Origin of the sequence: Halorubellus salinus (assembly GCF_020567525.1) — an archaeon.
Taxonomy (GTDB): Archaea; Halobacteriota; Halobacteria; order Halobacteriales; family Natrialbaceae; genus Halorubellus; species Halorubellus salinus.
On the sequence record NZ_JAJCVI010000005.1, the window covers coordinates 399,978 to 422,581 of the forward strand.

Sequence of the window (22,604 nt, forward strand, 5' to 3'; positions counted from 1 at the left end):
CGTCGAATGTGGGTTTTTGGCGTGCTACGAGCATCGAACGGTTCTCACGGTCTTGGAATTAGTTCACAATACTATATCCTCGTGTGGTGTACGTTCAGTCGTGACCGAATCATGACTGGCTACGCAATCGTCATCGCGACCGAGGACTTCGAGAAGATAACCGCGTCGAGCATCATCAGCTCCGTCGCCGCGGCGTCTGACGTTCCCGTGGACATCTTCGTCACGATGAACGGCCTGCGCGCGTTCGAGCGCGAGGTCGTCGACATCCACGACTTCGACATGGGCCCGCTCGGCGAAGCGATGCTCACGCACGAGGACACCGACGTCCCGCTGTTCACCGAACAGTTCGCGCAGGCCAAGGAGATCGGCCCCCTGTCCGTGTATGCCTGCTCGATGGCCATGGAGATGTGGGGCCGCGAACTCGACGACTACGTCGACGTCTTCGACGACGAACTCGGCGTCTCTGGCTTCCTCGGGAAGGCCGAGGACAAGCAGGTCGTCTTCGTCTGAGACGTCGCCCCGACCAGGACCGCCACACGACCACCCACCCACGAACCCCAAGACAATGTCCGAAACCATCACCCCCGACGTAACGATCGACGCACGCGGCGCCGGCTGCCCCGGCCCCCTCATGGACCTCATCGGGAAGATCAAGAAGGCCGACCCCGGGACCGTCGTGGAACTCCAGACGAGCGACTCGAGTTCCACGACGGACGTCCCCGAGTGGGTCGAGAAAGCCGGCCACGACCTCCTGGATAGCGTCGAGCACGACGACTACTGGAGCCTCTACGTGGAGAAAGCATGACTCGAATCGTCATCGTCGGGGCCGGCACCGGCGGCGTCGTCCTCGCGAACAAGCTCGCGGACGAACTCCACGCGGAGATCGACGCGGGCGACGTCGCGGTGACGCTCGTCGACGAGAGCCCCGACCACGTCTACAAGCCGACGTTCCTGTACGTGCCGTTCGGGAAGAAGACCGTCGCGGACGCCAAGCGGCCGCTCACCGAACTCGTCGACCGTCGGGTCGACCTCCGCATCGGGCGCGTCACCGAGATGGATACCGACGCGAAGACCGTCGGGTTCGCGGACGGGTCGACGCTCGCGTACGACTACGCGACCGTCGCGACCGGTGCGCGACTCACGCCCGAGGAGGTTCCCGGTCTCGTCGAGGGCGGGCATCACTTCTACGGGCCCGAGGGCGCCGAAGCGCTCCGCGACGAACTCGCGGCGTTCGACTCCGGCCACCTCGTCCTGAGCGTCGTCGGCGTGCCGCACATGTGTCCGGCCGCGCCCGTCGAGTTCGTCCTGATGGCCGACGAGTGGTTCCGTCAACGCGGACTCCGCGACGACGTCGACATCACGTACACGTACCCGATCAACCGCACGCACGGGCTCGAACCCATCGCGGAGTGGGCGAGCGAGCGCTTCGCGGAACGCGACATCCGCGCGGAGACGTTCTTCAACGCGGAGTCGGTCGACCCCGAGGCGAAGGTCATCGAATCGATGGAGGGCACCGAGCTCGACTACGACCTGCTCGTCGCCATCCCGCCCCACGACGGCCAGCCGCTGATCGCCGAGGCGGGCCTCGGCGACGACGGCTGGGTCGAGGTCGACAAGCACACCCTGGAGGCCGCGCGAGCGCCGGACGTGTACGCCATCGGCGACGCGGCGGACGTCCCGACGTCGAAGGCCGGGAGCGTCGCGCACTATCAGGCGGGCGTGGTCGCAGAGCGCCTCGCCGGGTCGGTCCGCGATGCGGTGCCGACGGCGACGTACGACGGGAAGACGATGTGCTTCCTCGAAGCGGGGATGGACGAGGCGACGTTCGTCGACTTCGACTACGAGCGCCCGCCGGTCGTCCGCGACGAGTCCCGGCCCGTGCACTGGGCGAAGCTCGCGTACAACCAGTCGTACTGGCTGACCGCCAGGGGGACGCTATGAGGTGGTCGCGATGAGTGACCAAGAGCAACAGGCGTTCGAGGCCGTCGACCTCGCTGGCGGTGAGCGCGAGACGCTCGCGGCCGCCATCGAGGAGAACCCCGAGGAGGTGGCGCGCTTCCTCGAGCGACTCGACGCCGTGAACGACCTGCTGGACGTCCTCGACCTCGGGATGGGGGCGATGGATGACGAGATGGTGGAGTCGCTCGCGGAGACGGGCGGGACGCTCGCGGAGTCCGCGGACGGGCTCGCGACGCGGGAGACCGTTCAGCTCGCGGAAGCCGTCGGCGCGAACGGCGGCGAGCTCGCCGAGGCGATGGAGACGGTCGTCGCGCTCCAGCGGTCGGGGACGCTCGACGACCTCGCCGCCATCGCGGACGCCGTCGCGCTCGCGTCGAGCGCGCTCGACGACGAGATGGTGGAGACGCTCGCCGCACGCGGGACCGCGCTCGGCGAGCTCGCTGACACCGCCGCGGAGCCCGAGACGGTCCGTGGCCTGGGGGCGATGCTCGACGCGGTCGGTGACGCCACCGAGGAGCCGCCCGAGTCGGTCGGTGTCGTCGGTGCGCTCCGCGCGACCCGCGACCCCGAGGTCCGCTCCGGACTCGGGTTCCTGCTCGCGGTCGCGAAGGCGCTCGGTTCCGGCGTCGACGCGAACCGAGCACCGGTCGAGTAGGTCCACGACGCGACCGGCGATGACGCGTCCGGACGCGACCGCCGTCGCCCGGGGACATCGGACGACGGCGGCGTCCACGCCGAGCCAACCGGGGTCGTGTGGCGGCGACCGGCCGCCCGGCGTCGCTCGGGGGGCCACCGGGCGACCGGCCGCCACGGCTTGCACCAGACCACGACGACCCTTCCCGTCGCAACGCAGTCCTCGTTCTGTTGTCGGTACCTGTCGAGTCCTTCGACGTCGAGCGCGTCGTAACCGCGGCCGCTGCACGCGGCGTCGACGGGCGCCGCGTCGTGCGCGGCGTCGTTATGCTCTCGCCGAGCGTACTGTTCGCATGCAGCACGCGAGCACGTACGCCAGCGACCCGGCGACGGTCGACCCGACCGCGGCGTCGTTCCTCGAGACGCTCGACGCGCTCGACGACCTCGAACGCGGGACCGCGCGGACGAACGGCCTCGACACGGCGTACTATCGACGCGGGAGCGGACAGCCCGTCGTGTTCGTGCACCCGATGGGCATGAGTGCGACCGTGTGGGCGCACCAACTCGACGCGTTCGGCGACGCGTTCGACGTCGTCGCGTACGACGCGCGCGGCCACGGCTCCGTCGTCGACAACTCCGCCGTCGTCAGCGACAGCATCCGCGCGTTCCTCGACACCGTCCGCTGAAAACCAGACTCGGAAAGCGCGCGTTCAGGCGTCGTCGGGGACGTCGGCGTCGTCCTCCTCGGTTCGCGTGATGTCGACGTCCTCGATGTCGCCCTTGTAGATGTCCGCGCCGTCCTGCGCGACCTTCTCCGCGAGCACCGCGCACTTCACGCGCATCGGCGAGATGTCGACGCCGAGCATGTCGACGACGTCGTCGCGGTCCATCGCGTGGAGTTCGTCGAGGGTCTTCCCGCGGAGCTCGCTCGTGAGCATGCTCGCGCTCGCCTGCGAGATGGCGCAGCCGTCGCCGCGGAACGCCACCGCCTCGATGGTCTCGTCGTCGTCCTCGAGGACGACATCGATCGTTATCTCGTCGCCACACATCGGGTTCTCGCCGACGTGCGTGAACGTCGCCTCCTCGATCTCCCCGTAGTTACGCGGGTTCTTGTAGTGATCGAGGATCTGCTGTCGGTACATGTCCGAGCCCATTCCCATCGTTGTCGTGAGGTTGGGTCGTCGGCCGCAAAAGCGTTCCGCAGGTGCCGAGACCGGAATCGCGAGCGCTGGCGGTGGATCGTCGCGGTGGCGGCGGGGAGGGTCGGTTCGGCGCGCAACCAGTCGGTCGCCACGTGGCAGGGAGCGATTTGTCGGGAGCGTCCGTAGGAGCGCGTATGCGCGACCTGGATGTCGGCGGTCGATGGTCGCGGCGCCGCGTCCTCGCGGGCATCGCGAGCGTCGGCGTCGTCGACGTGCTCGGCGACGCCACGGGGACGGTTCGGGCGTCGACGAACGACGACGTGGGCACGGGCGACCGCGGCACACCCGAGACGCTGCCGACCGTCGAACCGGCGGGGCGACTCGCCCTCGACGGCGTCACGGAGGCGGTCGTCGACGACGACGGCGAGACGGTGTACTGCGCGCTCGGCGACGGGTTCGCCGTCGTGGACGCCAGCAACCCCTTCGACCCGACGGTCCGGTACGTCGAGCGCGACCTCGAGCACGAGGGCGACACGTACTCGCGGATGGTGTCCATCAGGGACGTGAAGGTGTCCGGCGACCGCCTGCTCGTCCCGGGGCCGAGCGCGCCACCCGAGTTCCTCTCGGGGTTCTTCCTGTACGACGTCAGCGACCCCACGAGTCCGGAGCGCGTCGCGTTCCAGGACCTCGAGTTCGGCCCGCACAACTCGTTCGTCGACGGCGACCACGTCTACCTCACCGGGAGCGGCGAGTTCGACGAACCGGTCGTCGTCTACGACGTCGCCGGCGACGACCCCGAGGGGGTCGCGCGCTGGAGTCCGACGGACGCCGACGACGACTGGTCGGAGGTACCGACGCTCCTCCGGAACTGCCACGACGTGTACGTCCAGGACGACGTCCTGTACGCCGCGTACTGGGACGCGGGGACGTGGGTCGTCGACGTCTCGGACCCGGCGGACCCGACGGCGCTCGGGCACCTCGGCGGGCACGACCCCGCGTTCCTCGCGACCGTCGACCCGCTGGGCGCTGAGTTCGAGGAGTTACCGGGGAACAGTCACTCCGTCCAGCCGAGCGCGGACGGTGCGGCGGCGTTCGTCGGGAAGGAGGCCGTCGACGTCCCGCGGACGCTCGCGGACGGCGGCCCGGGCGGCGTCGAGTGCTGGGACCTCCGCGCGCTCGACGTCGACGGCGCGGCGCCGTCGCTCCGGTCGGTACTCCGGCCGCCCGAGCCCCGGGGGAATCGAACGGGGTCGGGGTGGACGGCGCACAACTTCGGCGTCGACGGCGACCGCCTGTACACGTCCTGGCACGGCGGTGGCGTCCGCGCCTACGACGTCGCGACCCTCGCCGAACCGTCGCTCCTCGGCGAGTGGCGCGACCCCGAACGCACGTGGTTCTGGACGGCGAAACCGCTCGAATCGGGGTTCGTGGCGACGAGCTACCTCGACCCGGCGTACTCGGTGGGCGCACAACGCCGCGGCGAGGGCGCACACCTGTACGTGTTCCCGGAGCCGTCGACCGCGGACGCGGTTCCGGCGCCGACGATGCCGCGCCGCGAGTTCCCCGTCCCCGAGGAGCGCGACGACTGACCCGTCGCCCGGTCGGCGAGTCGACCACTCGACCGACGAGTTCGGACGGCACGGGCGACGCGGCGGCCGCGGTTGCACAAGCGAGCGTTTGAGCCACGACCGGCCTTTTGCGGGCGCACGCCGAACGTGAACGCATGCCGCTCCCCTCCTCCGACGGCAGCGTTCCCCGTCGCCGACTGCTCGCCGGCCTCGCCGGCCTCGGAACCACGGCGGTCGCCCCCGCCACCGCGACCGCTCGAACCCCGTCCGGTCGAGCGCGCGCCGACGCGACCGCCGAGCGCGACCCCCGCGGCGTAGAGCGCACGCTCGACCCCGCGGGCACGCTCGACCTCCGAGGTGCCGCCGAGGTCGTCGTCGACGATGACGGCGAGACCGCGTACTGTTCGGTCGTCGACGGCTTCGCGGTCGTCGACCTGAGCGACCCCGCGAACCCGACGCTCCTGGCCGAAGAACGTGACCTGACCCACGACGGCAGCGACCCGATGCAGTCCATCATGGACGTGAAGGTGTCCGGCGACCGACTGCTCGTCTCCGGCCCGAACGGGTTCGGCGAAGGCCTCTCCGGGTTCTTCCTCTACGACGTGAGCGACCCGGCGAACCCCGAGCGAGCCGCCGTCCACGAGACGACGTTCGGGCCGCACAACTCGTTCGTCGACGGCGACTACGTCTACCTCACCGGGAGCGGCGAACCCGGGCAGCCCGTCGTCGTCTACGACGTCAGCGACGACGACCCCGAGGAGGTCGCGCGCTGGAAGGCCGCGGACGCCGACGACGCGTGGACGAACGCCGGGCGGAACTACCGGTCGGCCCACGACGTCTACGTGCAGGACGACGTCCTGTACGTCGCGTACTGGGACGCGGGGACGTGGCTCGTCGACGTGAGTGACCCGACGGAGCCGACGGCGGTCGCGCACCTCGGCGGACACGACCCCGCGTACCTCGCGAGCCTCGACCAGATCACGCCGGAGTTCCGCGAGCTCCCGGGGAACAGCCACTACGTGCAGCCGAACGCGGACGCGTCCGCGGTGTTCGTCGGGAAGGAAGCGTGGGACGCCGAGGGGACCGAGCACGACGGCGGCCCGGGCGGTATCGAGTGCTGGGACCTCTCGGGGAGCGAACCCGAACTCCGGTCGGTGCTCCAGCCGCCTGAACCGGACCCGGACGCCGGGGAGGACCCGGCGGCGCAGTGGACGTCGCACAACTTCGGCGTCGACGGCGACCGCCTGTACGCGTCCTGGTACGGCGGTGGCGTCCGCGCCTACGACGTCGCGGACCTCGCGGAGCCGTCGCTGCTCGGCGCGTGGCGCGACCCGGAGACCACGGCGTTCTGGACGGCGAAACCGACCGGTTCGGGGTTCGTCGCGGCGAGCTACGTCGACCCGCGGAACGCGCGCGAGGCCCAGCGCGACGGTGAGGGCGCGCGCGTGTTCGCGTTCCCCGAACCCGACGCGTCGAACGCCGAACCGGCGCCGACGATGGCGCGCCGCGAGTTCCCCGACCCGGATCCGTCGGACGACGACGGGTCGTCGGACGATGAACGGTCGGGCGACGGCGAGTCATCGACCGACGGAAGTGGGTCGACCGACGACGACGGCGAGACGACGTCGGCACCCGCCACGCCCGACACCGACGGGGAGTCGACGACAGCGAGCACCACCGTCCACGACGACCCCGGTTCGACCCCCGGGTTCGGCGTCCTCACCGCGCTCGCCGGCGGCGGACTCGGGGCGTGGCGGCTCCTCGCTGCTGACCGCGACGACGACCGCTAGCTGGCGTCGGTCGCGAGTCGGGCGTCGACGACTACGCGTCGCCGCGGGCCTCGCGCTCGAACCGGTCGAGGAAGGATTCGACGTACGCGTGGCGGTCCTCGGCGAGCGCGCCGCCGGCGGCCGTGTACATGCGGTCGTCGAGGCGGAGTATCTTCTTGTGGAAGTGATTGAACGACGTCGCGCCCGCGTCGGTGTCGTCCTCGCTCGGCGGCAGGTCGGGGTCGTACAGTGTTCGTTCGTGTTCGCCGGCGTACGCGAACACGCGAGCGACGCCGACCGCACCGGTGGCGTCGAGGTTGTCCGCGTCGCTCAACAGTTCGGCTTCGAGCGTCTCGGGCTCGACGTCGTTCGAGAACCGATGCGCGTGCACGCAGTGCGCGACCGCGTCGAGGAACGCGTCGTCGACGTCGCTCACATCGTCGTCGCCGCGCGCGAGGTCGCGGAGCACGCGCCTCGCTTCGCTCGCGCCCCACTCGGCGTGACAGGCTATCTCGCCGCGGGACTCCTTCGCGCGACCGACGTCGTGCAGCCACGCCGCCGCGACGAGGACGTCGCGGTCGACGTCCCGCTGGGGGCCGTGCGCGCCGCTTTCGGTCTCGTCCGCGAGGCGTTTCGCGGTCGCGACCACGCGACGGACGTGCTCGAAGTCGTGACACGGCGACACGCCCTCGAAGTACGACCGAGCGCGGTCGCGGACGGCTGACTCGTCCATGCGCGGTCGAGTGCTGCGACGACGAAAAGTCGACCGGAAATCCGTGGTCAGGCGAACAGGTCGCGCGCGCCCTCGATGGCTTCGACGAGCTTGTCGACCTCTTCCTCGGTGTTGTAGATGTAGAAGCTCGCGCGAGCGCTCGCGGCGACGCCGAGCTGGTCGTGCAGCGGCTGCGTGCAGTGGTCGCCGGCGCGGATGGCGACCGCGTAGTCGTTCAGGATGCTGGAGAGGTCGTGCGCGTGGACGTCACCGAGGTTGAACGACACGAGCCCGGTGCGGCCCTGCTCTGGGCTCGGGCCGTAGACGTCGACGTCGTCCATCTCGGTGAGGCGGTCGTACGCGTACTCGGCGAGGCGCTCCTCGTGGCGCTTCACGCTCTCCATCCCGATGTCCTCCAGGTAGTCGATGGCGGCGGCGAGCGCGATGCCCTGTGCGATGACGGGCGTCCCCGCTTCGAACTTCCAGGGCAGGTCGTTCCACGTCGAGTCCTCGAACGTGACCTTCCGGATCATCATCCCGCCGTAGAGGTAGGGGTCCATCGACTCCAGCAGGTGCTCTTTCCCGTAGAGGACGCCGATACCGGTGGGGCCGCACATCTTGTGGCCGCTGAACGCGTAGAAGTCCGCGTCGATGGCTTCGACGTCCACGGGCCTGTTCGGGGCGGCCTGCGCACCGTCGACGAAGAACAGCGCGTCGTGGTCGTGCGCGACGTCGGCGAGTTCGCTCACGGGGTTCACGCACCCGAGCGTGTTCGAGACGTGCACCGCCGACACCATCTTCGTGTCGTCCGTGATGGTGTCTCGGGCGTCGTCCATGTCGAGTTGGCCGTCATCGGTCAGGCCGATGTACTTGCACTCCGCGCCCGTCCGCTTACAGATCTGCTGCCAGGTGACGAGCGCGGCGTGGTGCTCCATCTCGGTGAGGACGACCTCGTCGCCGGGGCCGAGTTCGCTGAGCCCCCACGCGTACGCGACGACGTTCATGCTCTCGGTCGTGTTCTTCGTGAAGATCACTTCCTCTCGACCACCGGATGCGCCGATGAACTCGGCGACGCGGTCGTGCGCGTCCTCGTACGCGATGGAGGCCTCCTGGCTGAGCTGGTGGAGGCCGCGGTGGACGTTCGCGTTGTACTCGCGGTAGTAGCGCGCGATCTCGTCGACGACCTGGTCGGGCGTGTGCGACGTCGCGGCGTTGTCGAGGTAGACGAGGTCGTGTCCGTTGAACTCGCGTTCGAGGATGGGGAAGTCCTCGCGTATCGCGGCCACGTCGAGGGCTTCGGCGTCCTGCGTACTCATTAGGAACGTCTAGCGGCTCAGGGGCCTATTGTCCTTCGGTCCCGGGAGTCCGTGCCACACTCGGAGACGGGTCCGTGGGGCGCGGGGGCTGGTCCGTGGGGCGCGGGGGCTGGTCCGTGGGGCGCGGGGGCTGGTCCGTGGGGCGCGGTCTGCGTGACGTGGTCCATGGGGCGGTCCGGGTGGCGGTGTCGCCTCGGAGACTGGTAAGTAACTGACCAGCAAACTACCGTAATTACCGTAAACAATATTAGCATCTCAGTGGGTTGAAACGGCTGAAAAGAACGAATGATTAAGTGCACGGGGTGGTAGTGTTCTACTGATCTAATCATGCAGTATTCGACGCGTTCCGGGTGCAGACTGGTAACCAGGGTGAGGGGGCGTGTTCTCCGCTGAGGACTCGGTCTCGGGCACCGAAGGCGACGTCGGGGAGGAACGAGTGACAGAGGACGGCGGGCCGTCACCCGCCCCCGTCGGGACCGGGGAGGCGTTCGGCGTCGTCGTCAGCACCGACCGGTTGACGTCGTTCCTCGCGGCGGGCGACGCGGACGTTCGCGCGTACGCCGCTCGACAACTCGGCGCGCTCGCGGCGGACTCGCCGCGGGACGTGCAGCGCGCCCGCGACGACCTGCTCTCGCGGTTCGAGGACGACCACGGCCGGGTGCGGGTGCGGTGCGCGGAGGCGGTCGCGACGCTCGCCGTGGCCGACCCCGGCGCGTTCGTCGAGGACGTGGACGCGCTCGCGGCCGCACTCGCCGACGACCGCGCGGACGTCTCGGCGGCTGCCGTCGACGCGCTCGCGTCCGTCGCAGCACACGACCCGGCGAGCGTGGCTCGCGTCGCGGACGCACTCGCAGCACACCTCGACGAGGCGGAGAGCGTCGTCGCGGTGCGCGCGCTCGCCGACGTCGCGACCGCGGACCCGGACGCGGTCGCACCGGCGACGGACGCGCTCGCCGGGGCGCTCGCGTTCGCCCCCGTGGACGCGGCACGAGCGCTCGCGAGCGTCGCCGCGGTCGACCCGGCAGCGGTCGCCGCGGTCGCCACCCCGGTCGCCAACGGCGTCGCCGCCGGCCCGCCGGTGGTGCGTCGGGACCTGACGGCGGCACTCGCGACCGTCGCACCGACCCAGCCCGACGCGATCACCGACCACGCGTCGCTCGTCGAGGCCGCACTCGACGACGACGACCGCGCGGTCAGCGGGCACGCCACGTCGGCACTCGCCGCGGTCGCCGACGTCGCACCCGGTCGAGTCGCGGCGAGCACGGACGCGCTCGTCTCGCACCTCGACGCGACCGACCCCGCGGTTCGCGTCGACGCCGCTCACGCGCTCGCCGCGGTCGCGGCGACCGACCGCGACGCCGTCGCCGCGGCACCACCGTCGCTCGCCGCGCACCTCGGCGACGAGTGCGTCGACGTCAGGTGTGCGACCGCGAACGCACTCGCCGTGCTGGCGGCACAGGACGCGACCGTGGTCGCGCCGTTCGTCGCCGACCTCGCGGACGCACTCGGGGACGCGGACGCTGCCGTCCGGGACGCGGTCGCGGACGCGCTCGCCGCGGTCGCGAACGAGAGACCGACCGCGGTCGCCGACGCCGTTGACGTCCTCGTCGCCGGCCTCGACGACGACCCCGCGGTCCGGGAACCGCTCGCCGAGGCGGTCGCCGCGGTCGCGACCGCGGCACCGTCGGCGGTCGCGCCCCACGTCCAGGACGTCGCCGCGCACCTCGTCGTCGCTGGCGTCCGCGAACCGCTCGCGGACGCGGTCGCGTCGGTCGCCCGTGACGCGCCCGTCGCGGTGGACGTGGACGCGCTCGCGGATTCGCTCGCGGCCGACGACGCGTGGACGGCGGGGTTCGCGGCGAGCGAACTCGCCGCGGCCGCCGGGCGCGCGACGCCGACGCTCTCGCCGACCCAGGAGCGACTGGTCGCGCGCCTCGACGACGACGCGACCGCGATCCGGACCGCCGCCGCCGCGGACGTCGTCGCGCTCGCCGAGGAGACGCCCTACGACCTCGTTCCGGCCGTCCCCGCACTCGTGGACGCGCTCGCCGACGACGCTGCCGCGGTCCGCGAGGGGGCCGCGTGCGCGCTCGCGTCGATCGCGACCGACGCCCCGAGCGCCGTCGACCGTCCGCGCGTCGTCGAGGGACTCGTGGACGCGCTCGACGACACCACGGCCACGAGCGACTGCGCCGCGAGCGCGCTCGACGCGGTCGCAGTCGCGAACGACGTCGACGCGCCCAGGGACGTCCGCCCGTTCGTCGCGTTCCTCCTCGACCGCGTCGAGGACGCGACGCCCGACGAGCGTCGTCGGGCCGCGAGTGCGCTCTCGCACGTCACGCTCTCCGACGGCGAACTCGCGGTCGCGACGCGTGCACTCACCGCGGCCGTGACCGACGACATCGTCCGCGCTGCGGCGGCGCGAACGCTGGCGTCGCTCGCGGTCGCCGACCGCACCCCGCTGAACCGGCTCCTCGTGCGCGTCGCGGACGACGACCCGCGGGCGACGCTCGCGGTCGCGGCGATGGCGTCGTTCGAACCGCTGGTCGCGGACCCGTCGGCGCTCACGGACGCGACCGTCAGCCCAGACCCGGTGGTGCGTCGTCGGGCGACGCGCACGCTCGCCGTCGTCGCACGGGACCGCGAGGACGCGACCACGGCGACGGGCGTCCTGCTCGACTACGCCGACGCGGCGAACCCGGACGTCCGCGAGCGCGCCGCGCGGGAACTCGGCCGGCACGCGCTCGCCCGCCCGGACGACGCCCGCGCCGTCGCCGGTGACGTCGCCGCACTCGTGGACGCTGCGGCCGACGACGTGCGCCCTCACGCCGCGGTCGCGCTCGCGTCGGTCGCGACAACCCACCCTGGGGCCGTCGCGGACGTCGCCCTGTCGGGGCCAGACGGTGACGTGGACGAGGCGGACGCGTGGTTCGCGGACCTCGCAGCGTACGTGCGCGCTCGCGGCGCCAGCGACGCCGACACCGGGGGAATCGCCAGGACGCTCGCCGCCAACAACGACGACGACCGCCCCGCGGTTCGCGCGGTCGCCGCGCTCGCCACCGGGACCTTCGAGACGACGTGTCCGCGCCATCTCGTGGACGCGCTCGCGGACGACGCGGTCGTCGTCCGCGCCGCCAGCGCCCGCGCGGTCGCCGCGATCACCGAACGCGACCCGACCGCGGCCGCCTCGCTCGTCGGCCGTCTCGTGGACGCGCTCGACGACGACCCGGCCGTGACCGCGCCCGTCTGTCGCGCACTCGCCGCGGTCGCGACCGCCGCACCCGGCGCCATCTCGCCCGGCGGCCTCGACGCCGTCGCGCAACGCCTCACGCACGCCGACCCGCGCGTGCAGGTCGCCGCGATGCGCGTCGTCGGTCGCGTCGACGCGGACGCGTACGCCGACGCGCTCGAAGAACGCCGAACGCACGGCCCCGAGCGCGTCCGCGACGCAGCGATTGCCGTCCGCGACGCCCCCGCGAACGCTCCCGACGACGCGGGCGACGACACCGACGCCGACGACGCCCGGTTCGCCCGCACCTCCCCCCGGCGCGTCCTCGAGGGCGTCCTGTCGACGCTCACCGACCGCCTCCCCTGAATCACCCACCCGGTTCGTCGCATCGCCCGCGACCACGGGTCCGCGCACGCGAGTCGCCGCCCCAACCGGGGCCGATCGTTTAATCCTTTCTCCGGGTTCCAGGGTCGTCAGCGTCGGTCCCCGTCTATATGACCGCGTGACGAGAACCACGTTCACGATGCGACAGACAGTGGACGACGGCGCGGGTGGTCGGTCCCGCCGCCAGGTGCTGCGTCGAACCGGTGGGGTCCTCGCCGCGGGCGCCGCCGCTGCGAGCGCCGGCTGCACGAACCTCCTGCCACCGGCGAGCCGGGCGATACGGTACGGGGACGTCGACCTCCCCGGACGCGATGACGACACTCCCGACTATCGGCGGTGGTTCCCCGCCGAAGCCGAACTGCCATCGCTCGAGGCGGCGGACGAGGACGACCCGTACGGGAACTGGACGTACGCGACCCCCGGCGAACTCGGTGCCGCCGAACTCGGTCGGCCGTTCGACATCGGGCGGAACGTCGCACACGCGTCGATGGACTACGTCGGGTATCCGTTCGAGGCGTACGACGACGTCGTCAGCGTCGGCCCAATCGGCACCGTCGCCGAGGGCGCCGTCGACCGCGGCACCGTCGAGCGGGCGCTTGCCGAGACGAACTACGAGCGCGCGGACGGCTACCGCGAGTACGACGTGTACGACCGCACGGACGTCGACCGGCTCGTTGCCGTGTCCGACGACGCACTCGTTCACGCGAGCGGCGAGCATCGGCGGGCGAAAGCGCAGCGACTCGCGGACGCCGGGGCTGGCCGCGTCGACCGCCGCCACGAGGTCGACGAGACGTTCGCGGCGTACACCGACCGCGTCGGGGCACCGCCGTCCGTCCTCGACGGGTTCGGCCTCGTCGACGGCGACCTCGCCAGCGGCCTCTGGTTCACGTTCGACGGAACCTCGGCGTACTTCGTCTACGACCACGTGTTCGCCGACGGCGAGACGCCGTCGCGCGGCGAGGTCAAACGCCAGATCAGCGGCATCGCGCGCGGCGAACGGGCGTCGCGCGTCGACGTCACCGTCGACGACCCGTTCGTTCGCGTCGCGCTCCAGCTCGACGAGAGCGCGTACATGGACGGCGACGACGCCGACGACTACCGCTCGTTGCCGTTCGTCACGTGGGGCGTCGACGAGGGCTCGGATACGATAACGGTCAGCCACGACGCGGGCGAACCCGTCCCGGTCGACCGCGCCGAGTTCCGCCCCACCGAGGCGCTCCGGAACCCACCAGCGTCGGGGTCGACGCTCGAACCAGGCGACGAACTCGCGTTCGCGACGGCCGACCTGTCCGACGACGCCCTCGAGTTCACGTACAGTCAGGACGAACACAGCCGATCGCTCCTGTTCAGCTATGAGCCAGCAAACGACAGCGATACGTGACCGCCGACCGACGCGTCGGGACGGGACGACCGACCGACGCGAACCGCCCACGCCGACCCTCCCCAGTAGCATGACCGACCCCGCCGACCTGTCGACCGATTCAAGCAGCACGACGGAGGACGCTGACCTGTCGACCGATCCAAGCAGCACGACGGAGGACGCCGACCTGTCGACCGTCGCGGACCTGCTCGCGGACGAGCACGTCCAGCGCATCCTCGCGGCGACGAGCGTCGACCCGAAGTCCAAGAGCGAACTCGCCGAGGGCTGCGACGCCTCGCTGCAGACGGTATCGCGCCGCGTCGAGGAACTCGTCGCCGCCGACCTGGTGCGCGAGGAGACGCGTGCGCGCCGCGACGGGCACCACGACGCCGTCTACGTCGCGACCCTCGACAGCTTCGAGGTCCGGCTCCGCGACGGCGCGCTCGAACACGAGGTCGCGCGGATGGACCGCGACATGACCGACGAACTGCAGCGTCTCTGGAGGAAGTTCTGACCATGGCACCACTTCTCCCCTACGCGGTCGTCGAACTCGCCACGCTCGCGCTCGCCGCCGGGTCCGCCGTCGTCGGGCTGTTCATCGCGATGCTCGCGCTCCGCGGCGTGCTCCGGGACCGCAGCCGACAGATGCTGTTCCTCTCGGGCGGAATGATACTCCTGTTCGGGGCGGCGTACTTCACCGCGCTCCTCGGGTCGGCGCTCGTCCGGTTCCACGTCATCTCGCTCCTCCAGCAGAACGTCGTGCTGCTCGCCGTCCGCACCCTCCAGTTCACGGGGCTGTGCGCGATCGCGTACTCGCTCGTCATCGACGAGTGACGGTGCCTGGCCGTCACGATTGCGTCTCCGTCCTCGGCTTCGTCGTCACTTGCGGTGATAGGCGGACCACTCGCCAGCGGCGGGGACGACGAGCGCGAGACACCGTAAAAAATGGCTGATTGCTGGCGGTTCAGTCGTCGTCGGCGGCGACCGCGGCGTCGTCGTGTGCGATCTCGTCGCCCAGGAGCGTCATGAACTGGCGGAGCCACTCGGCGTGGTCGGGCCACGCTTGCGCGGTGACGAGGTTCTTGTCGGTCGTGACCTCGTCGACCCACGAGCAGCCTGCGCCCTCGACCTCGGCCTGGACGGCCGGGTAGCTCGTCATCTCGTAGCCGTCCAGGACGTCGGCGGCGGCGAGTATCTGCGGGCCGTGACAGATGGCGGCGACGGGCTTGTCGGCGTCGAAGAAGTGCCGGACGGTATCGAGCACCGACTCGTACGACCGGAGGTACTCGGGGGCGCGGCCGCCGGGGACGACGAGGGCGTCGTAGTCCGCGGGGTCGACGTCGCTCATCGTGGCGTTCAGTTCGAAGTCGTGCCCGCGCTCCTCGAGGTACGTCTGGTCGCCACGGAAGTCGTGGACCGCTGTCTTGATCTTCTCTCCCGCTTCCTTCTCCGGGCAGACGGCGTGGACGTCGTGGCCGAGCATGTCCAGTGCCTGGAACGGCACCATGATCTCGAGGTCCTCCCCGAAGTCGCCGACGATCATCAGTATTTTCTTGGGCATTGGTGACACCACGCGAGACTACGTCGTCGTGGGAGGTAAAACTGCGTGTCGCGGTCGGTTCGACGGGCAGGGATAGTCCTCAGTTCCGGTAGCCGTCGACGAACTCGCGCCCGGACGCACCGAGGAGGGCGCCCAGCAGGGCGAGAAGCAGCAGGGTCGCGAACCCACTGCCCCAGTCGATCCAGAGGCCACCATCGAGCAGTGCGGCGACGAGGACGACCCCACTCAGAACGCCGACGAGGACGCTCGCACCGAGCGCGCCCGCCGAGGCGGTTCGCCGGTAGACCGCGAGCTGTGGGAGCGCGACGCCGACCACGAGGTAGACCAGGATGCCGACCGGCGTGACCGCGAGCAGCGTCGCCGTCTCGGAGACGAACCCGAGGACGGCGTTCACACAGACCGCCACGACGCCGACAGCGATGACCTTCCGCCCGTCCATCGCCAGACCGTTCGACTCGGGAAGGCGTCCGTCGCCTAAACATGCCGAACAATAATGATGTATAGTACCGTCTATCCAAACGCATGCAAGATAATACCACACACGATTCTGGGGGCGACGGTGACGATCGAAGCGACGTGTTCGCCCTCCTCGCTCGCAGGCGATACCTCGCCGCGGCCGCCGGAACGACCGGCGGTCTCGTCTCACTGACTGGGTGTCTCAGCGGGAACGGCGACACCGACACCGAGACCGAACCGGAGACAGACGAACCACCGGACGAGGACGATGACGATGAGGAGGACGGGGACGACGAACGCCCCGAGGGGGTCTCCGAGGAGGCGTTCGAGCGCGGACCCGTCCCCGAGGCGTACCGGACCGCGGTCTCCATCGGCGGTGAGACGCGCGACCCGAACGACCTGCAACCGAAGGCGAACGTGAAGTTCTCCGAGTACGACGACGCCCTCGACCAGCCGACGCACCAACCCGGCCGGTGCTGTGCGAACTGCGCGGACTACATCCCCGACAAGAACGGCGACCGGTTCGGCGCGTGCGCCGAGGTCGAGGGGTACGTCGACGGCGGCGACTGGTGCTCGATCTACGAGTCACTCCCCGAACCGTCGGTCCCCGAGGGCATGAGCAAGTCGGACCTCGCGACCGCCGAGGTCCCCGAGGCGTACCGGACGGCGACGTCGCAGGGCGACGAGACGCGCAACCCCGACCAGCTCAGCGCGCAGGCGGACGTCGAACTCAAGGAGTCCGTCGAAGCGTTAGCGGACGGCGACGCCGAACCCGGGCAGTCCTGCGGGAACTGCGCGGAGTTCGTCCCCGACCAGAACGGCGACGGCTGGGGGGCGTGCGCCGCCGTCGAAGGGTTCGTCGCCACTGAGGACTGGTGCGTCATCTGGGAGCACGTCAGCGAGGGATGAGCGGCCGCGCCTACCCGAGTCGCAGAACCTGCGCGTGCAGGGTATCCTCGACCTCGAGCACCGTCGTCTCGTCGACGACGCCGGCGTCGACCGCGGCCCCGACGGTCTCGATGCCGACGAGGTTCGCGACGTCCGCGCGCCGGACGGCGGCGACCGCCGCCGCCGGGTCGACCTCGTCGCCGCCGTAGAACTCCTCGGTGACCGTCAGCGATATCTCGCCGTCCTCGAACGTCTCACCGAGCAGGTCCGCGTCGCACGCCGCGACGAGCAACCCCTCGGTCGTCTCGCGTTCGCTGAGGAGTATCACAGCGGACCACCGCCGCCGGGACCACCCCGACGGTCGTCTCGCCCGTCCCGGCCACCACCGAGCGGGTCGTCGCCGTCGACCCGTGGGTCCTCGCTCGGGTCGGGACGCGGGTCCTCGCCACGCAGCCCCTCGGGCGCCCCGCCGGGTGCCTGTCCGACCTGCTCCTCGACCATCTGCTGCTCCATGTCCTCGCGGAGCTCCTCGGCCTCCGCGGCGACCTCCTCGGCGCGCTCGTCCTCGCCCATGTCCTCGAGCGCCCGCGCCTTCTCCTCGAGTATCTGCGAGTTCCGCATCCCGAGGCGGATGGCGTTGTCGAAGCACTGCACGGCGTCCTCGGAGAGCCCGCGCTCCGCGAGGAAGAACCCGCGGTTGTACCACGCCTGCCCGAACCGGTCGTCGATCTCGACGGCGCGCTCGGAGTGCTCGAGCGCCCGCGAGACGTCCCCGGACTCCCAGAGCGCGTACGCGAGGTTCGTCTCCGCGCTCGCCGCGTGCTCGGAGTCGTCGTCGATACTCAGCGCCTCCTGGTACGCGCCGATGGCCTTGTCCCACTCCTCGAGTTCGGCGTGGGCCGCGCCCTTGTTCACCCAGCCCTCCTGGGCGAGCGCGTCGTCGTCGGTGAACTGGGCGACGCGCTGGAACGTGTCGACGGCTTGCTCGTAGCGGTTGATGGCGACGTAGTTCAGGCCGACGTCCAGGAGTTCCTCGGCGTCGACCGCGTCCGCGTTCGTGTTCGCCCGGTCGAGGAGGTCGGTGACGACGCGGCTGTCGACGGGGTCGACCTTGTTCGGGTCGACGTCGAGCTCCGGCGGGTCGATGTCGAACTCGGCGTAGGGGTCGTCGAACCCCTGGCCGGAGGAGTACTCGTGCTTGCGGTCGGGGTTCTCCTCGGTCATGGAAGTGGGTTTGGCGACGAGCGCGGGTAAGCCCTTCGCTCGGGGCGTCAGCCGTCGACGCGACGCCCTCGTGCGTATCTCCAGTCGAAACGAAGGGGGTTCGGAACCGGTTACCACGCCACGAGCTCCCGGTCGCCGTCGAGGTCGAGCGGGCCAGTCAGTCGCGTGCGACGACGTCGACGACGCCGTCGAGGTCGAGCGGTACCGAGCCCTTGGTGTAGCCCTCGACGCTGCCGTCGTGGCGGACGCGGTAGACGAGCGCGGGCTTGTGGTGGACGTCCGGGCGTTCGCCGCGGACGGCCGCCCACTGGTCGTCGTGGTAGCTCGAGCAGTCGACGAACAGCGTCACGCCGCCGCCGTGGGCTTCGAGCTGGCCGGTGGTCTTCGTCTGCGCGGTCTCGCGGATGGCCGCGACGGGACTGTTCGCGGAGCGCTCCTGGGGCGGGAGCGGCCGCGTCACCTCGACGAGGTTGCTCGTGCCGTCCGGCGAGATCGCGCGGTAGTCGAGACTGTACCCGCCCGCGACGTCGATCTCGGGGACGACGTCGTAGCCCGCTTCGGTGAGTATCCACGCGGCGACGTACTCCGCGATCGCCGACGCCATCCGCGTCAGGTCGAGGTACTCGCTCGTCCCGAGCTTCCCCGCCATCACGTGTCGTTCGTCGTCGAGGACGCCCGTCTTGAGCACGCGTTCGAGGAACGCGAGCGCGTCCTCGCGGTCGGTGTCCGGGAACCCGCAGGCGTGCTCCGAGAGGAACGCCCGGGTCGTGTGTCGACCGTCCTTGCTCATGAGGACGGGGAGGAAGAACCACGCGACGTGCGGGTAGTCCGCCGTCCAGGGGGCTTCGACTTCGAGGTCGGCGAGGAGTTCGCGCTGCGCCCATCGGTAGATCGGGTACGGGACGTCGTCCCAGTCGCGTTTGTCGGTCCGCCAGAGCGCGCTCGGCGTCTCGGTGTTCCCGAGCCAGTACGCCTGGCTGTCGTCGTAACAGAACAGCGCGACGTCGCCGTTGTCCATCTCGAACCGCACGCCCGTCCAGCCGTTCGGTGGCTGGTAGTGGGGCGTGGTCTCGGTCGCACCGAGGTTGTCGTCGAGGTCGGAGAACAGCTGCTCGTGGACCTGCTGGTCGGTCCAGCGGCCCTGCGAGTACCGGAAGCGAAGGGGGCGTGCCACGTCCCCCGGTACGCCCCCCTGCCACATGAGAGCCACGGCATGCGCGCGCTCTTCGACCGCGGACCTGTCGACGGTCGCGACGGTTCGAGCGCGTCGCGAAGCCAGTGGGGCTACGGAGACGGTCGAGGAGAGCGGCATCACCTTTCCATTTCATGCCATGTGAGTCCATACCGCCGACAGGTTCAAATGAAGACCTCCCCTAGCATGCTGATGGTTACCATGTCGATGGGTGCTTACGACGAGGACGAATACGAACGCCGCGAGGAGAAGTCGACGCACGTCGACGCGGACTTCGACGACGAGCGGACGGTATACCACGGCCAGGTCGAGTACGACTCGGGCGAATCCACCGAGGAACTCCTCGACCAGTTCAAGGAACTCCAAGACGAGTAACCGCGACGCCCAGGGGACGTCGCGGAGGACGATTCGACGCCACCGTCGCCAGCCGCAGCACTCTCCTCGCATCGAGCGACTGGCTCACGTCGAGAGCGCGCTTCCGTCGTCGACGCCGGCGAGCGTCAGCCCGACCGAGAGCGCCGTCGCCGCCGCCACCGCGAGCACGTGCCCGAGCAGCACGACGAGCAGCACCGGCCGGTCGAGGACGAACGGTACGAACACCAGCTGGACCGCGGCGAACGCGAGGTTCAACCCGTCGGCGCGAGCGAACGCGCGACTCCGAGCCGGGTCGAACTCGAACGTGTACGCGCGCCAGACCGCCGCGACCGCCGCCCACCAGCTCGTCCCGATGCGGTAGACGACGTCCCAGAGGACGAGCAGCGTCAGGTACGTCGCGAGCACCGGCGGTTCGTCACCGAGGAGCGTCGCGACCAGGGGGTCGGTCGCGACGCGTGGATCGTACACGAACAGGTGCGTGACGACCGCGACGAACGCGAGCACGCCCAGGACGACCTCGACGTTCGACCCGAACAGGAGCCGGCGGTAGGACTCCGGCGCGTCGAGCTCGCGGATGCGTCTCGCGTACGCCAGCATGAGTGCGCTCCCGATGGCGGCGACCGCGACCGCGGCCGTGCCGACGACGGCGCCCGCCCACAGGCCGTACAGCGCCGCGACGACGAGCACGCCCGCCTCGAACGCGAGCACCTGGATGCCGATGGCGGTCGAGGAGTCGATGTCGACGCCCGGGAGCGCGCCGACGATGCTCTCGTACACCCACGCGTCCCCGTACTGCGCGTCGGCGTACGCCTCCTGGGGCGAGCCGTCGGCCGCGGCGTCGTCGCCCATCGGCTGAAGCGAGTCATCGGCGTCGTCTGAGCGGCGGGTCACTGCAGGCCGGGGCTCCCGCCCTGGAGTGGACTCCCGCCGCTCCCGTTCGCCGACCGGGAGAGCGCACGACGGACCGCCGAGTCGAACGGCGTCAACGCGACGTCGATCTCGTCGGCGAGCCGGTCGTCTTCGACCACGACCGGGTTCTTCAACCCCTCGATGAGGGGGTGAGCGACCGATTTCGGGACGTTCGAGACGAGGTCCACCCAGTACGCCGACAGCCGCGGCGTCAACACTGGGACGGGGACGACGTACAGTCGCTTCCCCATCGCTTCGGCGGTACGTTCGAGCATCTCGCGGTACGTGAGGACGTCCGGGCCGCCTATCTCGTAGGTCTCGCCGGCGGTCTGCGGGCGACTGAGGACGCCCGTGAGGTACCCGACGACGTCGCTCACGGCGATGGGTTGACAGGGCGTGTTCACCCACCGGGGCGTTATCATCACGGGGAGTCGCCCGACGAGCTGCGTTATCATCTCGAAGCTCACGGAGCCCGCGCCGACGATGATGGCGGCGCGTAGCGTCGTCAGCTCGAACTCGCCCTCGCGGAGCACGCGTTCGACGCTCCGACGGGACGCGAGGTGCTCGCTGAGGTCCTCGCCTTCCTCGCCGAGGCCGCCGAGGTAGACGACGCGTTCGACGCCCGCGGCGTCGGCCGCCGCGACGAAGTTCCGCGCCGCGCGCTCGTCGCGCTCGGCGAAGTCCTCGCCGCTCCGCATCGAGTGCACGAGGTAGTACGCGACGTCGACGTCGTCGAACGCGTCCTCGAGGCTCTCGGGGTCGAGGAGGTCGCCCTCGTGGACCTCGACCTCGTTCCCGGGGTAGTCCTCGCGGTTCCGGACCAGCGCGACGACGTCGTGGTCGCCCGCGATGAGCGCGGGGATCAACTCGCCGCCGACGAACCCCGTCGCACCGGTCACCAGCACGCGCATACCACGGGGTCGGGCCGCCGCCGTCTTAAGGGTGCCTCCAACGCAGTCGAGACGAACTCGCGGTCGCGCACCAGCCGATATCGCGCTCGGGGACGGTCAGTCCCAGCCGGGCGTCTCCGGCGCACCCCTGGCTTCCTCGACGCGCTCGCCGAGTGCGGGCTCGGCGTCGTCCTCGGCGTTCGTCGCGTCGGCGCCGTCGGCGCGAGCCTGCCAGTCGTCGATGGCGGCGCCGACCCACGAGTCGGCGTCGAGCGCGCGAGCGCGGTAGCGCTCGTAGGCGTCGTCGTTCCGGTCGAGCATCCCGGGGCTGGCGGCGGCCGCCGTGCCGACGAACTCCGCGCGGTCGTCGTCGGTCGGCTCGCCTGCCGCGAGACGGTCGACGCGTCCGTCGAGCGCGTCCGGCTCGGGGTGCGCGAACACCTTCCCGCCGAGCGCCTGTGGCCCGAACAGCGGCGCGGCGTCCTCGGGTACCGATTTCTCGACGAGGCGTTCGCCTGGTTCGCCGAACTCGCGCTCGACGCGCTCGCAGACCGACTCCACGTCCATGAGGAGGTTCCGGCCCGGGTAGGTCGCGCACTCGTCGGGGTACAGGTCGTCGCCGTGGATGCGGCACTGGAGCGATTCGGGGTCGAGGAACGCGCACGTCGGCAGCCACGTCGACTCGTCGGTGCCGACAGGTGCCACGGGCTTGGGGGGCTTGCGGAGGCCGACGAAGAACGCGGGGCGGCCCGCGATGGCCGCGACGTCGAACCCGTCGACGTCGACGGTGCGCCCGGATGCGGCATCGTCGGACTCGTTCTCGCTCGCCGGGTCGCGCTCCCAGAGCCGCGGCGTGAGCGCGTCCCCGAACCCGGCGTTCACGAAGTCCCGGACCTCGTCGCGAGTGAGCGGCACGAGGTTGTAGACGTCGTCGAGCGGGCGCTCCGGGCCGACGCGCTCGTGGTCGTCCGGCGTCGCCGAGAGCGCTCGCCAGTCCACGCAACAGCCCGCGCAGCCCTCGCAGTTCACGCGCATAC

At 70.8% G+C, this 22,604-nt stretch carries 24 protein-coding genes; 13 read left to right on the forward strand and 11 right to left on the reverse strand.

Annotation, left to right across the window (positions count from 1 at the left end):
- Positions 1–111 precede the first annotated feature (111 nt).
- The 5 genes from LI336_RS16165 (at position 112) to LI336_RS16185 (ending at position 3,278) form a co-directional block, all read left to right on the forward strand.
- The gene (locus LI336_RS16165; protein WP_227134182.1) at positions 112–510 is read left to right on the forward strand and encodes a DsrE family protein; all 399 of its coding nucleotides are present in this window, start codon (positions 112–114) and stop codon (positions 508–510) included.
- Between the two features lie 55 nt (positions 511–565).
- A complete protein-coding gene (locus tag LI336_RS16170; RefSeq protein WP_227134183.1) occupies positions 566–805 on the forward strand; it encodes a sulfurtransferase TusA family protein in 240 nt (79 codons plus the stop codon).
- A complete protein-coding gene (locus LI336_RS16175; RefSeq protein WP_227134184.1) occupies positions 802–1,941 on the forward strand; it encodes an NAD(P)/FAD-dependent oxidoreductase in 1,140 nt (379 codons plus the stop codon). Before LI336_RS16170 ends, LI336_RS16175 begins: the two co-directional genes overlap by 4 nt.
- A gap of 10 nt (positions 1,942–1,951) precedes the next feature.
- On the forward strand, positions 1,952–2,614 hold the full coding sequence (locus tag LI336_RS16180) for a helical membrane plugin domain-containing protein (protein WP_227134185.1): 663 nt from the start codon (positions 1,952–1,954) through the stop codon (positions 2,612–2,614).
- A gap of 331 nt (positions 2,615–2,945) precedes the next feature.
- The gene (locus LI336_RS16185) at positions 2,946–3,278 is read left to right on the forward strand and encodes an alpha/beta fold hydrolase (protein ID WP_227134186.1); all 333 of its coding nucleotides are present in this window, start codon (positions 2,946–2,948) and stop codon (positions 3,276–3,278) included.
- A gap of 24 nt (positions 3,279–3,302) precedes the next feature.
- On the opposite strand, the gene sufU is transcribed toward LI336_RS16185, so the two are convergent.
- Positions 3,303–3,752, reverse strand: coding sequence for a Fe-S cluster assembly sulfur transfer protein SufU (gene sufU, locus LI336_RS16190; RefSeq protein WP_227134187.1), 450 nt, complete (start codon positions 3,750–3,752; stop codon positions 3,303–3,305).
- Between the two features lie 176 nt (positions 3,753–3,928).
- Here sufU and LI336_RS16195 point away from each other — a divergent pair, with 176 nt between their 5' ends.
- Positions 3,929–5,323 carry an LVIVD repeat-containing protein gene (locus LI336_RS16195; protein ID WP_227134188.1) on the forward strand — a complete coding sequence of 465 codons (1,395 nt, stop codon included), beginning with the start codon at positions 3,929–3,931 and terminating at the stop codon, positions 5,321–5,323.
- 134 nt (positions 5,324–5,457) lie between these two features.
- The gene (locus LI336_RS16200; protein ID WP_227134189.1) at positions 5,458–7,092 is read left to right on the forward strand and encodes an LVIVD repeat-containing protein; all 1,635 of its coding nucleotides are present in this window, start codon (positions 5,458–5,460) and stop codon (positions 7,090–7,092) included.
- A 31-nt stretch (positions 7,093–7,123) separates the two neighbouring features.
- On the opposite strand, the gene LI336_RS16205 is transcribed toward LI336_RS16200, so the two are convergent.
- Together LI336_RS16205 and LI336_RS16210 are read right to left on the reverse strand one after the other, a co-directional pair.
- Positions 7,124–7,804, reverse strand: a complete 681-nt coding sequence (locus LI336_RS16205; RefSeq protein WP_227134190.1) for an HD domain-containing protein — start codon at positions 7,802–7,804, stop codon at positions 7,124–7,126.
- A gap of 47 nt (positions 7,805–7,851) precedes the next feature.
- On the reverse strand, positions 7,852–9,099 hold the full coding sequence (locus LI336_RS16210) for a cysteine desulfurase (protein ID WP_227134191.1): 1,248 nt from the start codon (positions 9,097–9,099) through the stop codon (positions 7,852–7,854).
- A gap of 379 nt (positions 9,100–9,478) precedes the next feature.
- On the opposite strand from LI336_RS16210, the gene LI336_RS16215 reads away from it, so the two are divergent.
- The 4 genes from LI336_RS16215 (at position 9,479) to LI336_RS16230 (ending at position 14,906) form a co-directional block, all read left to right on the forward strand.
- Positions 9,479–12,694, forward strand: coding sequence for a hypothetical protein (locus tag LI336_RS16215; protein WP_227134192.1), 3,216 nt, complete (start codon positions 9,479–9,481; stop codon positions 12,692–12,694).
- Positions 12,695–12,851: 157 nt separating this feature from the next.
- On the forward strand, positions 12,852–14,093 hold the full coding sequence (locus LI336_RS16220; RefSeq protein ID WP_227134193.1) for a hypothetical protein: 1,242 nt from the start codon (positions 12,852–12,854) through the stop codon (positions 14,091–14,093).
- Positions 14,065–14,586 (forward strand): ArsR/SmtB family transcription factor, encoded by a 522-nt coding sequence (locus LI336_RS16225; protein ID WP_227134194.1) that lies wholly within the window; start codon positions 14,065–14,067, stop codon positions 14,584–14,586. Before LI336_RS16220 ends, LI336_RS16225 begins: the two co-directional genes overlap by 29 nt.
- Before the next feature lie 2 nt (positions 14,587–14,588).
- Complete coding sequence (locus LI336_RS16230; RefSeq protein WP_227134195.1) at positions 14,589–14,906, forward strand: hypothetical protein; 318 nt, start codon at positions 14,589–14,591, stop codon at positions 14,904–14,906.
- A 130-nt stretch (positions 14,907–15,036) separates the two neighbouring features.
- Here the strand turns inward: LI336_RS16230 and LI336_RS16235 are convergent, their stop codons facing one another.
- Positions 15,037–15,633: a DJ-1/PfpI family protein gene (locus LI336_RS16235; protein WP_227134196.1), complete on the reverse strand. Its 597-nt coding sequence runs from the start codon at positions 15,631–15,633 to the stop codon at positions 15,037–15,039.
- Between the two features lie 79 nt (positions 15,634–15,712).
- Positions 15,713–16,072 carry a hypothetical protein gene (locus LI336_RS16240; protein WP_227134197.1) on the reverse strand — a complete coding sequence of 120 codons (360 nt, stop codon included), beginning with the start codon at positions 16,070–16,072 and terminating at the stop codon, positions 15,713–15,715.
- Positions 16,073–16,155: 83 nt separating this feature from the next.
- On the opposite strand from LI336_RS16240, the gene LI336_RS16245 reads away from it, so the two are divergent.
- A complete protein-coding gene (locus tag LI336_RS16245; protein ID WP_227134198.1) occupies positions 16,156–16,998 on the forward strand; it encodes a high-potential iron-sulfur protein in 843 nt (280 codons plus the stop codon).
- Between the two features lie 10 nt (positions 16,999–17,008).
- Here LI336_RS16245 and LI336_RS16250 read toward each other — a convergent pair whose 3' ends face one another.
- The 3 genes from LI336_RS16250 to LI336_RS16260 form a co-directional block, all read right to left on the reverse strand.
- On the reverse strand, positions 17,009–17,302 hold the full coding sequence (locus tag LI336_RS16250; RefSeq protein WP_227134272.1) for a DUF424 domain-containing protein: 294 nt from the start codon (positions 17,300–17,302) through the stop codon (positions 17,009–17,011).
- A complete protein-coding gene (locus tag LI336_RS16255) occupies positions 17,302–18,201 on the reverse strand; it encodes a tetratricopeptide repeat protein (RefSeq protein ID WP_368408391.1) in 900 nt (299 codons plus the stop codon). The genes LI336_RS16250 and LI336_RS16255 overlap by 1 nt, the downstream gene beginning before the upstream one ends.
- Positions 18,202–18,358: 157 nt before the next feature.
- The gene (locus LI336_RS16260; RefSeq protein ID WP_227134199.1) at positions 18,359–19,375 is read right to left on the reverse strand and encodes a DUF5784 family protein; all 1,017 of its coding nucleotides are present in this window, start codon (positions 19,373–19,375) and stop codon (positions 18,359–18,361) included.
- A 219-nt stretch (positions 19,376–19,594) separates the two neighbouring features.
- On the opposite strand from LI336_RS16260, the gene LI336_RS16265 reads away from it, so the two are divergent.
- Positions 19,595–19,768: a DUF5786 family protein gene (locus LI336_RS16265; protein WP_227134273.1), complete on the forward strand. Its 174-nt coding sequence runs from the start codon at positions 19,595–19,597 to the stop codon at positions 19,766–19,768.
- Positions 19,769–19,852: 84 nt separating this feature from the next.
- Here the strand turns inward: LI336_RS16265 and LI336_RS16270 are convergent, their stop codons facing one another.
- From LI336_RS16270 to LI336_RS16280, 3 genes are all read right to left on the reverse strand, one after another.
- Positions 19,853–20,617, reverse strand: coding sequence for a DUF7530 family protein (locus LI336_RS16270; RefSeq protein WP_227134274.1), 765 nt, complete (start codon positions 20,615–20,617; stop codon positions 19,853–19,855).
- A 38-nt stretch (positions 20,618–20,655) separates the two neighbouring features.
- The gene (locus LI336_RS16275; RefSeq protein WP_227134200.1) at positions 20,656–21,588 is read right to left on the reverse strand and encodes an NAD(P)H-binding protein; all 933 of its coding nucleotides are present in this window, start codon (positions 21,586–21,588) and stop codon (positions 20,656–20,658) included.
- Between the two features lie 96 nt (positions 21,589–21,684).
- Positions 21,685–22,602, reverse strand: coding sequence for a YkgJ family cysteine cluster protein (locus tag LI336_RS16280; protein WP_227134201.1), 918 nt, complete (start codon positions 22,600–22,602; stop codon positions 21,685–21,687).
- Between the last annotated feature and the right edge of the window lie 2 nt (positions 22,603–22,604).

Bases quoted from the DNA above. Each gene is read 5' to 3' on its own strand.
- LI336_RS16165 (WP_227134182.1), top strand. From the start codon at position 112: ATGACTGGCTACGCAATCGTCATCGCGACCGAGGACTTCGAGAAGATA.
- LI336_RS16170 (WP_227134183.1), top strand. From the start codon at position 566: ATGTCCGAAACCATCACCCCCGACGTAACGATCGACGCACGCGGCGCC.
- LI336_RS16175 (WP_227134184.1), top strand. From the start codon at position 802: ATGACTCGAATCGTCATCGTCGGGGCCGGCACCGGCGGCGTCGTCCTC.
- LI336_RS16180 (WP_227134185.1), top strand. From the start codon at position 1,952: ATGAGTGACCAAGAGCAACAGGCGTTCGAGGCCGTCGACCTCGCTGGC.
- LI336_RS16185 (WP_227134186.1), top strand. From the start codon at position 2,946: ATGCAGCACGCGAGCACGTACGCCAGCGACCCGGCGACGGTCGACCCG.
- sufU (WP_227134187.1), bottom strand. From the start codon at position 3,752: ATGGGAATGGGCTCGGACATGTACCGACAGCAGATCCTCGATCACTAC.
- LI336_RS16195 (WP_227134188.1), top strand. From the start codon at position 3,929: ATGCGCGACCTGGATGTCGGCGGTCGATGGTCGCGGCGCCGCGTCCTC.
- LI336_RS16200 (WP_227134189.1), top strand. From the start codon at position 5,458: ATGCCGCTCCCCTCCTCCGACGGCAGCGTTCCCCGTCGCCGACTGCTC.
- LI336_RS16205 (WP_227134190.1), bottom strand. From the start codon at position 7,804: ATGGACGAGTCAGCCGTCCGCGACCGCGCTCGGTCGTACTTCGAGGGC.
- LI336_RS16210 (WP_227134191.1), bottom strand. From the start codon at position 9,099: ATGAGTACGCAGGACGCCGAAGCCCTCGACGTGGCCGCGATACGCGAG.
- LI336_RS16220 (WP_227134193.1), top strand. From the start codon at position 12,852: ATGCGACAGACAGTGGACGACGGCGCGGGTGGTCGGTCCCGCCGCCAG.
- LI336_RS16225 (WP_227134194.1), top strand. From the start codon at position 14,065: ATGAGCCAGCAAACGACAGCGATACGTGACCGCCGACCGACGCGTCGG.
- LI336_RS16230 (WP_227134195.1), top strand. From the start codon at position 14,589: ATGGCACCACTTCTCCCCTACGCGGTCGTCGAACTCGCCACGCTCGCG.
- LI336_RS16235 (WP_227134196.1), bottom strand. From the start codon at position 15,633: ATGCCCAAGAAAATACTGATGATCGTCGGCGACTTCGGGGAGGACCTC.
- LI336_RS16240 (WP_227134197.1), bottom strand. From the start codon at position 16,072: ATGGACGGGCGGAAGGTCATCGCTGTCGGCGTCGTGGCGGTCTGTGTG.
- LI336_RS16245 (WP_227134198.1), top strand. From the start codon at position 16,156: ATGCAAGATAATACCACACACGATTCTGGGGGCGACGGTGACGATCGA.
- LI336_RS16255 (WP_368408391.1), bottom strand. From the start codon at position 18,201: ATGACCGAGGAGAACCCCGACCGCAAGCACGAGTACTCCTCCGGCCAG.
- LI336_RS16265 (WP_227134273.1), top strand. From the start codon at position 19,595: ATGTCGATGGGTGCTTACGACGAGGACGAATACGAACGCCGCGAGGAG.
- LI336_RS16270 (WP_227134274.1), bottom strand. From the start codon at position 20,617: ATGGGCGACGACGCCGCGGCCGACGGCTCGCCCCAGGAGGCGTACGCC.
- LI336_RS16275 (WP_227134200.1), bottom strand. From the start codon at position 21,588: ATGCGCGTGCTGGTGACCGGTGCGACGGGGTTCGTCGGCGGCGAGTTG.
- LI336_RS16280 (WP_227134201.1), bottom strand. From the start codon at position 22,602: ATGCGCGTGAACTGCGAGGGCTGCGCGGGCTGTTGCGTGGACTGGCGA.